Origin of the sequence: Vagococcus hydrophili (assembly GCF_011304195.1) — a bacterium.
GTDB lineage: Bacteria > Bacillota > Bacilli > Lactobacillales > Vagococcaceae > Vagococcus > Vagococcus hydrophili.
Genome location: NZ_CP049887.1, coordinates 200,893 through 215,143, shown reverse-complemented (window position 1 = coordinate 215,143; position 14,251 = coordinate 200,893). Strand labels below are relative to the sequence as shown.

Below are 14,251 nucleotides of genomic sequence, written 5' to 3'. Positions count from 1 at the left end.
GATATGTTTTGTTAGAAGGGGAAAAAAATAAAAAACGAAATAATGAATAAGAACAAGTTTCGAAATTATTGTACACTTATCCAGAATTATTGCATTCCTAGAAGATGAACATAGTAATAAGGATTTATTATAACTTGAAATATTGAGTTCTACGCTTCACCTTTTCCAAATAGATCATTATTTAATTTTTATCGGCAATAATTCAATGAAGATAATAATAAAATTATATTTATTGCCGACAAAATGTTACAATACCCTAAGAGGTGATAATCATGAATTATGTATCAGTAGCAGAGATTGCAAAAAAATGGAATTTATCAGAACGTACAGTTAGGAATTATGCTAAAAATAATCGAATTCCAGGAGCTCAATTAGAAGGGCGAGTCTGGAAAATTCCAGTTAATGCTGAAAAACCAACGAGATTAAATAAAAAAATAGATCAACCTAAAAGATTAATCGATATATTAAAAGAAGAGAAAAGAAGTAGTCGAAAAGGTAGTATTTATCACCGAGTTCAAATTGATTTAACTTATAGCTCGAACAGGATTGAAGGTAGTAAATTAACTCATGATGAAACCCGATATATCTACGAAACGAACACTATTGGTTTGGAAAATAAGATTATTAATGTTGATGATATTGTTGAAACGGCAAATCATTTTAGAGCAATTGACTTAGTGATTGAAAATGCCAATACTAAATTAAGTGATAATTTTATAAAAGAACTGCATAAAACAATAAAAAATGGCACGAGCGATTCAAGAAATGAATGGTTTAATGTGGGAGATTATAAACAGTTACCTAATGAAGTTGGTGGTAAAGAAACAACTCTACCTGAAAACGTGGCAAAAGACATGAAAAAATTGCTTAGTGACTATCATAAAATTGAACAAAAAACATTAAGAGATTTGATTGAATTTCATTATATGTTTGAATCGATTCATCCTTTTCAAGACGGTAACGGGCGAGTAGGTAGGCTGATCTTATTTAAAGAATGCTTAAAGTATGATATCACGCCTTTTATCATAGATGAGGAATTAAAAATGTTTTACTATAGAGGCTTGAAGCAATGGGAAAATGAAGAAGGATGTTTAACGAATACTTTTTTGAGTGCTCAAGATAAATTTAAAACGTATCTGAATTACTTTGGGATTGAGTATGAGGATTGATTATTAATTATTAAAGATAGTTAGAAAATTTATCGCTCGTTTTATCGCTTACTAATGAGCGACAAAACGAGCGATAAAATTTTAGGTACAACCCTTTCCAATTGGCGAATTCTAAGGATTCTGCTAAAATTAAGGTACTTAAGGAGGCGCGAGATGATTACTATAAAATCACCAAGAGAAATTGAATTAATGAAAAAATCAGGGGAGTTATTGGCTGATGTTCATAAAGAATTAAGAATCTTTATTGTACCTGGAATAACCACATTAGAAATTGAAAAATTTGTTAGAAATTATATTGAATCGCACGGTGGTATTGCGGCACAGATAGGTTTTGAAGGTTATAAATATGCAACGTGTATTAGTGTGAATGATGAGATTTGTCATGGATTTCCTAAAAAGCAAGTATTAAAAAATAATGATTTAGTTAAAGTGGATATGTGTATTGATCTAAATGGAGCTATTTCAGATTCTTGTTGGGCTTATGTGGTTGGTGAAGGTTCTGAGGATGTGAAACGTTTAATGGAAGTCACAAAAAAAGCTTTATATTTAGGCATTGAACAAGCGCAAGAGGGGAATCGTACTGGTGATATTGGTTATGCCATTCAAACCTATGTTGAAAAAGAAGGATATAGTGTTGTTCGTGATTTTATCGCTCATGGCATTGGTCCCTCGATTCATGAAGAACCCTTTTTCGCTCATTACGGGGAAAAGGGTAAGGGGACACGCTTGAAAGAAGGCATGACGATTACCATTGAACCAATGGTAAATATCGGTTCTTGGCAAATGAAGATGGAATCAAATGGCTGGGAATCTAAAACCTTGGATGGTAGTTTGAGTTGTCAGTATGAACATAGTTTAGCAATTACTAAAGATGGACCTGTTATTTTAACTTCTCAAGGAGAAGAGGGAACATATTAATAAAGGAAAGACAGAAGCGGATAGGTTGCTTCTGTCTTTTTTACTCTTCAATAAGTCGTGTAATTCTATTATTAATAATTAAGAAAGTAAAACTATGACCGCCACTCACGCCACCTTCTGGCGTTCTATTGTCATAAGAAAGCCGGTAGATACCGTCGTAAAAATTTGAAACATCCATTTCTCTTATCATAAAAGGCAGGTCAAAATTAAGGTCTGCTTCATTGTCTGGAAAAATGTCATCTGTCACATTGTCGTAGTAGATATAAAACCGAATGAGTCCTGTTTTCATGTAGCGCTTTAAATCAATATCAAAATAACCATTGAACGGGAGTTTATTTTGTTGATTTTTAAGGACATCTTTTTTATAGTCTTCTTGGGATTTTGAAAATTCTTTGAATTCGGGATATTTATCGTATTCATATCTTAGAAATTGTGGTCTAATACTACTTAAATGAAGCGTATCGAGTTTAATGTATTTGTTAAGCTGTGTTTCTACATTTTTTTTAAGAATAATGGCTTCTTTTTGATGTCTGAAACTCTGAATAACATCATCAAAATATTGAATATCCATCAAATCTTTGTTGTTTAATTCATCCATATCATAAGAGGGAGTTACCGAATCTTTTTCAAAGAAAAAAGTATTGTTAACAGTGATATCTCTATCACCAACTTTTTCAGAATAATCAAATAAAACACGTGTTGAAACAGTTGAATAAAGATAGCCTTCATTCTTAACAGAAGTGACAGTTACTTTACCATCGAAGCCGTTTTTTTGATAAATATCTTGAATGACTTTTTGGTACTCTGATTTAGGTTTCGTTCCGCAACTAGCGAGAATAAGTAGTAGAAAGAATAAGATGCTTAGTTTTTTGATAGTTTTCATCTCCTATTAAGATTAATCAATCATTAATGTATTTCCTGTTGAAAGATAATTTAGCTTATTATTGAGTATAGGTTTTAAAATATTATAGGCTTTCATACCTGTACAATGGCAAGTATAATAATGATCAATATCAAGTGTGTTGAGTTCATTGCCAATCATTTCTATTTTTTCTTTTGACAGTCCTAAATTATTGAGATAAGGAATACCTATCATATGAAATCCACCAATGACATGTTTAATTTTTTGAGTCGGAAAGTATTCCTTAGTAGTTTTTATTATCTCTACAATTCCATGATGACTGCAACCAGTGAATAAGGTTAATTCTTGATTATTTATTATAACAAGAGCCAATTCATCTGAAAAATCATCAAGCACTATCTGCTGACCTTGAGATTTATAAAGATTATTCGTAGTGTTTTTCGTTTTATTTAAAGGCATAATGAATACATCTGGAAAAAGTTCAGTTATCTCTGAAATAAAATTAAAGCTTGTTTTATCAATAGTTTTTGGCATCCCCACATATTTATTGAATCCTAGAATTTTGATAAACTTTGGATTGAAAATATGTTTAGAAGCGTGAATTGGAATAGCCGATAAATCTAAATAATTTAGTCCTCCGACATGATCAGAGTGCCCATGTGAAAGAATGATACCATCTAAATTATCTAAATTAATGCCTAAAGTTTCAGCATTTGTCAGAAAATTTTTATTTGGTCCGGTATCCATAAGAAGTTTTATTTCATTAAATTCAATATAAATTGATAAACCGTGACTGGATTTTAAATGTTGAAGGCCTTTTTTATTGTCTAGTAGCATACTTATTTTTATCATCAAATCCTCCTTATTACTAAATATTTATACTGTAATTATACCAAATAAAAGACAATCCTCCCCTTAAAAGTAAAATATAAATCTTATTATCTATCATTATATTTTAATCTATTTTTAATCTAACTCTATTATTTTCATAAAACATACTTTATAATAAAAATAATATGACATAAGCGGTACTTAATCGGGATGAGTACTGCAATAAAAAAGAAAGGGAAAAAGTTTATTTATATTTTAGGAGGTATGTATGGAAAAAAATGAATCAAAAAAATCAAGATTATTGCTGTTGGCACTTTTTCTTGGTTACACAGTTGTTTACATCGATAAAATGTCAGTGGGGTATTCTTTAATTCCCATTTCAGAAGAATTTGGGTTAGATCCTGCGGCTAAAGGAATGATCATGAGTGCCTTCTTTTTAGGTTATGCAATCATGCAAATTCCAATGGGGCTTGTGATTAACAAAGTAGGTTCGAGATTAGTTTTAATTGGTTCTGTTCTTGGAATGGGGATTTTTGCTTTATTATTTGGGTTTGGGACATCTTTGATTATGTTTATTGGCCTTCGCTTTTTGACTGGTTTTTTAGCACACTCGGGTTACGCTTCATCTGCTAGTAAAGAAGTAACAGTGAATTTTGAACCAGAAAAAAGAACCTTTGCCCAAGGTATTTTACTTTCTGCATCAGGATTTGCCGGGTTTATTGGTCCTTTAGTTTTATCACCAATTATTACGAAAACAGGTTGGAAAACGGCCTATTTAGTTATCACCGTGTTAGCAATCTTAGTAACAATCTTCTTAATTTTGGCAATCCCTAAAAAGCAGCATGAAGTCAGTGAAGCAAGTGTTTCTTTAGAAAAAGTATCTATCATGACGGTTTGGTCTGATATTCGAGTTTGGATTCTTTTCTTTAGTTCTTTCTTTATCAATGCCCTTCTTTACGGCTTGTCTAATTGGTTGCCTAGTTTCTTAACAGGTGAACGAAATCTATCTTTAAATAGCGCTGCTTTGATTAGTAGTGTCAGTGGTTTCTTCTTACTTGTAGGTTCAGTTGGTGGTAGTTATGTTGTGGGGCGCTTCTTTCAAGAAAAGGAAAAATATGTGGTCGCCATTACTGCAGTTATTGGCTCATTTTTAGTATTTGTTGCGTATTTTATTAGTAACTTGATGCTTTTAACTTTAGTCATGGGAATTGCTAACTTTTTATTGATTATTTGTTTTGTTACAATGATGAGTATCCCTTTAAAAATTTTCTCAGGCGCAAAATTCGCTCCAAGTTATGGGACGTTAGCGACTGGTGGAATTTTAGGTGGTTTTGTTTCACCCACCTTAATTGGGATGTTAGTTGAAATGTCAGGTGGACAATATATATCAACCTTTATATTCTTTTTAGTCATGGGTATCTTATCTGCTGTGACGATTTTATTTATTAAACAAAAATAGGAGGATTTGAAAATGAATAATTTACAAGATTTAATGCCAGAAAAAGAAATGATTACGTGGAGAAGACATTTACATGAAAATCCAGAACTATCATTTCATGAAGTAGAAACAGCTAAGTATATCAAGCAAGTTCTTGCGGATTTTCCTAATTTAGAAGTAACCACTTTAACTGAAAATAGTGTGATTGCGACATTAACAGGAAATAAACCTGGAAAAACAATCGCTTTGCGTGCTGATATTGATGCCCTACCGATTATTGAGGAATCAGATGTGGCATTTCCTTCTAAAAATCCTGGTGTGATGCACGCTTGTGGTCATGATACTCACACAGCCATGCTACTTGGTGCGGTTAAAGTATTAACAGGGATGCAAGATAAAATTGCGGGCGTGGTAAAATTCATCTTCCAACCAGCGGAAGAAGAACCACCAGGTGGAGCGAAACTTTTAGTTGAAGCTGGCGTGATGGATGACGTGGATATGGTTTTTGGTCTTCATATCGCACCAAATATTCCAGTGGGGATGATTGGGACAAGAACAGGAGCTTTAACAGCTGCATCTGACGTCTTTACGCTAAAAATCCAAGGAAAAGGATCTCACGGCTCAACACCTGAATTATCTGTTGATTCTATTCTTGTGGGCGTTGAAATTATTAATAATTTAAATCATATTGTTTCACGTAATATTAGTCCATTCTCAAATGCGGTCATTTCGATTGGTGAGTTTAATGCGGGAAAAACTCAAAATGTCATTCCTGATACGGCAAGAATTCAAGGAACGGTTCGAACGAATGACAAAGAGGTTCGCCTATTTATTAAAAAACGGATTGAAGAAACGATTGCCGGTATTTGTAGCGTATATGGTGCAACCTATGAGTTGGATTACTTATTTGGTTATAGTCAAGTGGTAAACGATGAAGCAGCAACAAATATTGTTGATACGGTTGCTAAAAAAGTTGTAGGGCAAGAAAAAATCTTTGGTGCACCTCAAATGATGGGTGGGGAGGATTTCTCTGCCTATACAGATGTGAAGCAAGGCTCATTCTTTATTCTTGGTGGTGGAACAGAAAAAGAAGGTTGTGGCTATATGAATCATCATCCAAAATTCAAAATTATGGAAGAGTGCTTCAAAGTTGGCGCAGCCATGCACACACAAATTGTACTGGATGTATTGGGCCAAGAATAAAAAATCGAACAGAACACTTTCCAAGAATTTTTGGAAAGTGTTTTTTCTTTGTTCATAGAAAATTTAGATGTGTTAAAATCAATAGAGTTAGGAAAAAGGTATATTTCAAAAAGGAGTTAGGCATGGATAATAATAATCAAGATGAAATTAATCGTTTAATTACTGAATTAGGGATTCAAAAAGAGAAAGACCGCAAGCATCAATTAAAGATTGAAATCGCTAAAGCAACAGATAGAGGTGTCAAACGAGCGCTACAGGATATTTTAGAGGATATCGAGAAAAAAGAACGTCGAAATAAAATCATCGGTTTAATTGTTTTAGTTTTACTAGTGTTAGTTGGCTTTTTTGTCGTGGGGGTCTTGTCTGATAAAAAGGATCAAACACCAATCAAAACAGTGACAACAAATAGTACTAAAACCTCAGAGAGTTCGACGAGTGAATCATTAGAAAAAGTTGTTCCAAAAGAGAAAAACTTAACAGGAGATGAAGTAAAACAATGGGTTGGTGCTGTTTGGGATAAGAGAAATCAAAACATTCCGAATGCTATGAGCTATGAATTAGATGTCAGAATCGATGATCGAGATAAATTAGTATACGTCAGAGTGAACCCGCCAAAAGAGAAGCAAATTGATTCATTAGGTGGTTTTAGAATTAATGCGAATGGAGAGTTGGAAGAGTCTGGTTATTACGTTGAAGGCGTGGGTGTTGATGAATGGGTAGTGGTTTCGCGCAAATTTATGGATCTTTCAGAAGTGAAAGTGAAGGAAGCTCCTAAAAGAGTCGTGGAGAAAAAAGCTGATGTTACATCGAAGCAATTTGCAGAAAGCTATGCTTCGTATATGAAGGACTACTATCCAGTAATGAGTACAGAAGAATATGGTGAAAAGTACGGACATATTAAGGAATATGATAATACTATTCAAGTGGTGACGTATACTGATTATGTTAGAGAAGAAGGTGTAGTTCAGTGTGGGATTCAAAGTCCAATGAGAATGGCAAGTTCTTTCTATACTTATGATAATAAAGAAAATAAAGCTTATCGAAATCAAAATAATGCATCAGGTGAGAAAGAATTTTTACCAGAATTAACAGATTATGTGAATAATCAGAGATAAGAAAAAAGATTGAGGTCCTACTTCAATCTTTTTCTTTACCCAAAAAACCTCTATCCATTTAAAACACAACGAAGTTTATAAACCTCAAAAATCTATGGTAAAATAAACAAATAAGGAGTGAAAAAGTATGGAGTTTTTATCGTTAGGTTTAATTATTATGGGGATAATTCTAATTGTTTTAGCTATTAAAACGGGTCTTTCTCTTTTTAAACAGCCAGCTATATTTGATTCAAGTAAAGATGAATTTCTTGAGATTAGCCAAAGTGGTGAGTATGATGTTTGGGCAAAAGCGAAAGTGCGCGTGATTAATAATTTAGGGGAAGTTCAACCTTCTTTTATAAATGTTGATACAGAAGAGGAAGTTGTATTAAATAGAAATTTGATGAAAATGACTGCTACTGGAATTGAATATGCATCACTCAAGTTGTTTAATTTTTACGCTGAAACTGGTTTTTACTATTTTAGACAAATTGAAGGTAGTTCTCTAGGTTCAATTGAAAACGTGATATCAGGTATTTTAACGTATAAAGAGGATAACCCTGTTTCATTCATTGTTAAGAAACGTCAACCGAATTGGCAATTTTTCGCATTCATTCTATTGTGCATTGCTGGTCCTATGTTAGTTATTGGTGGAATAATTTTGAATTTTGCTGTTTAGTTAAGTAATAAGGAGTGTTCCATCATGATGTTACTTTTTATGGCACTGATTCTGTATTTATTTTCTTCTTCGCTCTATGAATATCCTAAAAAAATCGATTGTTACGAAGGTTACCGAACGAAGAAATCAATGGAGAACCAAGAAAATTGGGAGAAAGCTCAAAAGTTAATGGTTACAGCTTATAGAAATACAAGAAGAGCTTTATTATGGATAGGATTAATGATACTTCTAATTGAGTTGATTTTCTATTTCATTTTTAAAATCGACTTATTTTTACCTTTAGTGATATTAGAAAGTGTAATTATAATAGGGACTTGTTTTTATGTCCATTGGTATGTGGAGAGAAGGATTTGAGAGGGGGATTACATAATGAAAAAAATATTATCTATGATTGCTTTGTTATGTTTTTCTATAACGCTCACTTCTTGTCAAGAAGATCAACCTAATACAGATAGTTCAAACTCGAGTTCTGGAGAAATAAAAAAAGATTCTCTAAATAAAATTCTAGGAACTTGGATGGATGAGGAACGACGGATTTATACAATTGAATCAAAAGATAATGAAGTCCTATTCAATCGAGATTCCTTTAATGTAATTAAGGCAGATGAAGACAATGTTGTCCTTCAAAACAGCGAAGAACTAAAGTCTAGCTATACCTTTAAAACAGAAAAAGATAAAACCTTCCTACTAGAATCACATCAAGTTTCCAAAGGTGCTCGTGGTGGTGATTTAGCACCTAAAAAAGTGAAACAGATTTTCTTTAAAGAGTTGGAAAGAAACAATAATAAGTCTAATAAAGAGTTTCAAGATGGACTAAAAGAAATGATGTCATTGTATGAAGAGAAACACCCTTTTTCTTTTCAATTAACTGAACACACAATAGAAGGTGATCCTATTGTTACTCAAATTGGCTTTAATGAGTTAGAATTATCAGTGATACAAGATACAACGGCTGATAAATATGGAGCGCAGGAAAAAGTAGTAGGTCACTATCAAAATATGATACTCAAAGACAAGATATTAAAGATTTCAGAACCTGTAGATGATCAAATAGAAAAAGAAGTCATCATAGAAACAGAGTAAAGGAGAACACAATGAATTTCAGAAAAGCTGTCAGAGAAGATACACCATTAATTTATGATTTTATTATTGAATTAGCAAGATACGAGGGATTAGAATCAGAAGTTCAAACAAGCGTAGAAACTTTAGAAAAATCTCTGTTTGATCGCAATAGTGCAGAGGTTATCTTTTTAGAAGAGAACGAAATAGCGGTTGGTTTTTGTTTATACTTCTACAACTTTTCAACCTTTGTTGGAAAACCAGGCTTGTACATTGAAGATTTATACATTAAAGAAGAATATAGAGGAAGAGGTTTGGGTAAAAAAATGCTACACTACATGGTTGATTATGCCAAGAAAGAAGATTTAGGTCGTGTGGAGTGGTGGTGTCTTGATGAAAACAAACCTTCCATTGAGTTTTACTTATCTCAAGGAGCAGAGATGATGGATGAATGGACTGTTTTCAGAATCTCTAACGAAAATTAGGAGACAAGGAAATAAAAAGTTTTTTATCAAAATTAATTTAAAAAAAGTAAACCTCGACTAGAGTCTTGATTCTAGCCGAGGTTTTTAATTAGTCTGTCAACTTTTGATATTCCAAATTGGAATATCAAGAAATTATGACTGAGTAAATTTTTCAACTTTTCAAGCACTAGATTGTCCTAGAATAATCTTTCATCTAATTTTAAACTAAAGTCAGTTATTTTTAGGTATAATGGAATTAAGAAAAGAGGGGTTTTGATGAGGGAAGTTAATATTTATGAACGACTGAGAAATAATCCGATTATCGCAGCCATTAAAGAAGAGTCTGATTTAGATGAATTACTTCAATCAGATGTGGAAGTTATTTTTGTTTTACAATCTTCACTTTTAACGATTAAAGAGATGTCTGAAAAAATTGAGGCAAGTGGAAAAGTAGGTTTTGTCCATCTAGGTTTAGTTAAGGGTCTATCTGATGATGAAATTGGACTTAAATTTTTAAAGGAAAACACCTCTTTTTCGGGTATTATCGCAACTAAATGGCCACAATTAGTTAGGGCACAATCATTAGGATTTTTAACCGTGTATCGAATTTTTATGGTGGATTCGTTAGCCTTTAATTCACTAAAAAAATGTCAAAATAGTAAGTTTCCTGATTTTATCGAGATCATGCCAAATCCTAATGGGAAAATTATTCAAGCAGTTAAAGATCAAATCAAACGTCCCTTAATAGTGAGTGGTTTAATCACAGACAAAGATGACGTGATTAGCGCTTTAAAAAATGGTGCTGCGGCTATTTCTTCAACAAATAAAAAAGTTTGGGAATTATAAAGAAAACGATTGCAAAAGTTTGTGAATCGTCCTATACTAGAGTTAATCAAATAGACAGCTAGAGAAAAGAGCGCATTGAACTGACTTCACTAACGTGAGGGTAGTTCAATGTGCTCTTTTTACTTACCATTGGAGGGGAAAAAATGTACGATATGACAATTATTGGTGCTGGGATTAGTGGTTCTTCCTTAGCATATGAATTAACAAAGTATGATTTAAAGGTGTGTGTCTTAGAAGCAGAAAATGATGTGGCAGTTAAAACAACCAAGGCAAATAGTGCAATTTTACATGCAGGTTATGATCCTAAGCCAGGTTCCTTAAATGCTAAATTAAATGTGGAAGGCTCATTTTTAGCCAAAGAAATTTGCCGAAAATTGGACATTCCAAGAAAACAACTAGGTTCCTTAGTGGTTGCTTTTTCAGAGGAAGATTTAGAAACGGTAAAAGATTTGTACAATCGAGGCGTTGAAAACGGCGTTCCTGATATTCAGATGCTATCAAAAGAAGAAACCTTGGCTAAAGAACCTCATCTCAATCAAGACATTTACGGAGCTTTATTTGCCCCAAGTGCAGCAGTTGTGAATCCTTGGGAATATGCGATTGCGATGACCGAAGTGGCGATTATTAACGGTGCAACCTTTAAATTCAATCAACAGGTTCAAGAAATTAATTTCTTGGATGACCATTATGAATTAGTAACCAATCAAGAAACGATAAAGAGTAAATATGTGATTAACGCAGCAGGTGTTAACGCGGGAGACGTTCATGAGATGGTAGCAGAACCAACCTTTAAAACAATACCTTGCCGAGGGGAATACTATTTACTTGATTTAGAAGAAACCGATACAGTGAACCACATCGTTTTCCAATGCCCAACCAAAGTCGGTAAAGGAATTTTAGTCGCACCAACAACCCATGGCAACATTATTGTTGGACCGAATGCTGAAAATATTCCAGATGAGTGGGTCAATACAGGTCAAGATGTATCGAATACAACTTTAGGACTTAAAGAAGTGGCGATTGGTGCTAGAAAGAGTGTGCCAACGATTAACCTAGCAAATTCCATTCGTAACTTCTCAGGCGTTCGTGCGAATACAGACCGTTCTGATTTTATTATTGAAAAGGCAGCGCCACAGTTTTATGACATGGCGGGAATTAAATCACCAGGTCTAACAGCAGCACCTGCTAACTCGCTTTTTCTAATCGAGATGATGGCGCGTGATGGATTAGTGTTAAATAAAAAAGAAAACTATGTGGATGAGAGAAATAGAATTCATTTTAATGAAGCAAACATTGAGGAAAAACAAGCGTTGATTAAAGAAAATCCTGATTATGGTCGCATTATTTGTCGCTGTGAAAATATTACAGAAGCTGATATTAGAAATTCTCTTCATCAAACCTTGCCAGCTAAATCCGTTGAAGGGGTTAAACGCCGAACCATTGCCGGAATGGGACGATGCCAAGGTGGGTTCTGTGGACCACGTGTGGTAGAAATTATTGCAGAAGAATTAGGTATTTCTCCACTAGAAGTTGATTTAGATCGTTTTGATAGTCATATTTTAGTCAGTCAATCGAAGGAGGTTTTATAAATGTACGATTTAATCGTCATTGGTGGCGGTCCAGCGGGGCTTGCGGCAGCAGTTAGTGCCTATGAAAATGGGCTAGAAAAAATCTTGATTATCGAACGAGATGTGGAACTTGGTGGGATTTTAAATCAATGTATTCATAATGGATTTGGTCTTCACTATTTTAAAGAAGAATTAACTGGACCTGAATATGCAGGGAAATTTATTGAAAAAATAAAAGAAACAACAGTTGAAGTTATGCTAGATACGATTGTTTTAGAAGTGACTGAAAACAAAGAAGTTCACATGATGAATAAAACAAAAGGTTATCAAATTTTAGCTAGTAAATCCATCGTTTTAGCCATGGGATGTCGGGAGCGAACAAGGGGAGCGATTCAACTTCCTGGGGCGAGACCTTCTGGCATTATGACCGCAGGAGCAGCGCAACGTTACGTTAACATGGAAGGTTACATGGTTGGTAAAAAAGTGGTGATTTTAGGTTCAGGTGACATCGGCTTGATTATGGCTAGACGAATGACCCTAGAGGGCGCAAAAGTTTTAGCGTGTATCGAGGTCATGCCTTACTCAGGTGGTTTAAATCGAAACATCGTTCAATGTTTACATGATTTTGATATTCCGCTTTTTCTATCTCATAGTGTGATTGATATTAAAGGAAACGAGCGTTTAGAATCAATCACTATGGCTGAAATTGATGCCAATCGAGAAGTTATTCCAGGAACGGAAGAGGAAATTGAATGTGATACCTTACTACTTTCTGTGGGCTTGATTCCAGAAAATGAATTGACTCGAAAAGTTGGTATTGAGATGGATCAAAAAACAAAAGGCGCCTTAGTTTTTGAAAATCGAGAAACCTCGATTCCGGGAATTTTTGCTTGTGGCAATGTGCTTCATGTTCATGATTTAGTGGATCATGTAAGTGCTGAAAGTATGGTCGCAGGCGCTTCAGCTGCTGAGTACGTGAAACAGTTAGAAACGAAAGATACGGAAGCAGACATTGCTTTAATGAATGGCTCAGGTGTGTCTTATGTGTTACCTCAAAAAATTCGTAGAAGTCATGTGGACCGTAAAGTCGAAGTTTATTTTAGAGTGAACCGAGTGATTGAACAATGTGAAGTCGTTGTGACAAATCACGGAGAAGTGGTGACAACCTTTAAGAAAAAAGACTTGGCACCAGGTGAGATGGAAACCTTGAATTTACGAAAAAAATATTTAGATGATGAAACACTAACAGATTTAGAAATTTCAATTAAGGAGATGTAGACTATGGCTGAGCTGATTTGTATTGTTTGCCCGAAAGGTTGTCATTTACATATTGATGAAGAAAATGGTTATAAGGTAACGGGAAATAATTGCCGTAAAGGTGACACATACGGGAGACAAGAGTTAATCAACCCTGTTAGAACGATCACCTCAACTTGTAAAATTAAAGATGGTAATTTACCTCGAATTCCAGTTAAAACAGTAGATTCCATTCCAAAAGGAAAAATGATTGAGATTATGAAAGAAATCAATTGTGTGGAATTAAATGCTCCTGTTCATGTGGGGATGTTATCATCGAAAATGTATCAGATACTGGTATTAACGTCGTAGCTTGTAAAAATATGGAAAAAGTAAACTAAATTTTGGAGGAAGAAAAAATGACATTAGTAAAAATTGCGTACACATCAAATACAGGAAACACAGAAGGAATTTCAGAACACTTGGAGGATGCTTTTGAAGCGTTAGATTTAGAAGTCGTTAGAGAAGAAGCGGATGATATCGATGGAGATTTCTTTAATGACGCGGATATTGCGATTGTCGCGACATTCACAGATGGAGATGGTGAGATTCCGTTTACCTTTGAAGATTTCTATGAAGAGGTTCAAGAGGAAGAGTTAGAGGGAAAATTATATGGCGTAGTTGGTAGTGGCGACAGTGAATTGTATGCGGATTTCTTCTGTCACGCAGCTTTCTCTTTTGAAAAAGCTTTGGCTAAAACTGGAGCAACCAAAGCAGCTGAGACCTTAACGATTGAAAATGAAGCAGAAGATGAAGATATCGAGCGTATCAATGACTTTGCGAAGGAAATTGTGGCAAAACTTGGTTAATCATTTCAGTTAACA

General features: G+C 34.1%; 16 protein-coding genes. 14 read left to right on the top strand and 2 right to left on the bottom strand.

The window, feature by feature from the left end:
* The first annotated feature begins 272 nt into the window (after positions 1-272).
* Positions 273-1,169 (top strand): Fic family protein, encoded by an 897-nt coding sequence (locus G7082_RS01160; protein WP_166033347.1) that lies wholly within the window; start codon positions 273-275, stop codon positions 1,167-1,169.
* A 153-nt stretch (positions 1,170-1,322) separates the two neighbouring features.
* Positions 1,323-2,087 (top strand): type I methionyl aminopeptidase, encoded by a 765-nt coding sequence (gene map, locus G7082_RS01155; RefSeq protein ID WP_166033346.1) that lies wholly within the window; start codon positions 1,323-1,325, stop codon positions 2,085-2,087.
* Positions 2,088-2,127: 40 nt separating this feature from the next.
* Here the strand turns inward: map and G7082_RS01150 are convergent, their stop codons facing one another.
* Together G7082_RS01150 and G7082_RS01145 are read right to left on the bottom strand one after the other, a co-directional pair.
* Positions 2,128-2,970, bottom strand: coding sequence for a hypothetical protein (locus tag G7082_RS01150; RefSeq protein ID WP_166033345.1), 843 nt, complete (start codon positions 2,968-2,970; stop codon positions 2,128-2,130).
* Positions 2,971-2,982: 12 nt separating this feature from the next.
* Entirely contained in the window at positions 2,983-3,801 is an 819-nt protein-coding gene (locus G7082_RS01145) for an MBL fold metallo-hydrolase (protein ID WP_166033344.1), read from the bottom strand.
* Between the two features lie 247 nt (positions 3,802-4,048).
* Between G7082_RS01145 and G7082_RS01140 the strand changes: the two genes are divergently transcribed.
* The 12 genes from G7082_RS01140 to G7082_RS01085 all read left to right on the top strand — a co-directional run bounded on the left by G7082_RS01140 (position 4,049) and on the right by G7082_RS01085 (position 14,236).
* Positions 4,049-5,239 carry an MFS transporter gene (locus G7082_RS01140; protein ID WP_166033343.1) on the top strand — a complete coding sequence of 397 codons (1,191 nt, stop codon included), beginning with the start codon at positions 4,049-4,051 and terminating at the stop codon, positions 5,237-5,239.
* A 12-nt stretch (positions 5,240-5,251) separates the two neighbouring features.
* Positions 5,252-6,421 carry an amidohydrolase gene (locus G7082_RS01135; RefSeq protein WP_166033342.1) on the top strand — a complete coding sequence of 390 codons (1,170 nt, stop codon included), beginning with the start codon at positions 5,252-5,254 and terminating at the stop codon, positions 6,419-6,421.
* Positions 6,422-6,543: 122 nt separating this feature from the next.
* Positions 6,544-7,536 carry a hypothetical protein gene (locus G7082_RS01130; RefSeq protein ID WP_166033341.1) on the top strand — a complete coding sequence of 331 codons (993 nt, stop codon included), beginning with the start codon at positions 6,544-6,546 and terminating at the stop codon, positions 7,534-7,536.
* A 127-nt stretch (positions 7,537-7,663) separates the two neighbouring features.
* Positions 7,664-8,194: a hypothetical protein gene (locus G7082_RS01125; protein WP_166033340.1), complete on the top strand. Its 531-nt coding sequence runs from the start codon at positions 7,664-7,666 to the stop codon at positions 8,192-8,194.
* Positions 8,195-8,218: 24 nt separating this feature from the next.
* Positions 8,219-8,548: an SdpI family protein gene (locus G7082_RS01120; protein WP_166033339.1), complete on the top strand. Its 330-nt coding sequence runs from the start codon at positions 8,219-8,221 to the stop codon at positions 8,546-8,548.
* 15 nt (positions 8,549-8,563) lie between these two features.
* A complete protein-coding gene (locus G7082_RS01115) occupies positions 8,564-9,277 on the top strand; it encodes a DUF4362 domain-containing protein (protein WP_166033338.1) in 714 nt (237 codons plus the stop codon).
* 11 nt (positions 9,278-9,288) lie between these two features.
* Positions 9,289-9,738, top strand: a complete 450-nt coding sequence (locus G7082_RS01110; protein ID WP_166033337.1) for a GNAT family N-acetyltransferase — start codon at positions 9,289-9,291, stop codon at positions 9,736-9,738.
* Positions 9,739-9,993: 255 nt separating this feature from the next.
* On the top strand, positions 9,994-10,563 hold the full coding sequence (locus tag G7082_RS01105; RefSeq protein ID WP_166033336.1) for a glycerol-3-phosphate responsive antiterminator: 570 nt from the start codon (positions 9,994-9,996) through the stop codon (positions 10,561-10,563).
* A gap of 143 nt (positions 10,564-10,706) precedes the next feature.
* On the top strand, positions 10,707-12,152 hold the full coding sequence (locus tag G7082_RS01100) for an NAD(P)/FAD-dependent oxidoreductase (protein WP_166033335.1): 1,446 nt from the start codon (positions 10,707-10,709) through the stop codon (positions 12,150-12,152).
* Positions 12,153-13,409 (top strand): NAD(P)/FAD-dependent oxidoreductase, encoded by a 1,257-nt coding sequence (locus G7082_RS01095; protein WP_166033334.1) that lies wholly within the window; start codon positions 12,153-12,155, stop codon positions 13,407-13,409.
* Positions 13,410-13,412: 3 nt separating this feature from the next.
* Positions 13,413-13,739: a DUF1667 domain-containing protein gene (locus tag G7082_RS14970; protein WP_338064237.1), complete on the top strand. Its 327-nt coding sequence runs from the start codon at positions 13,413-13,415 to the stop codon at positions 13,737-13,739.
* Between the two features lie 47 nt (positions 13,740-13,786).
* Complete coding sequence (locus G7082_RS01085) at positions 13,787-14,236, top strand: flavodoxin (protein WP_166033333.1); 450 nt, start codon at positions 13,787-13,789, stop codon at positions 14,234-14,236.
* Positions 14,237-14,251 lie beyond the last annotated feature (15 nt).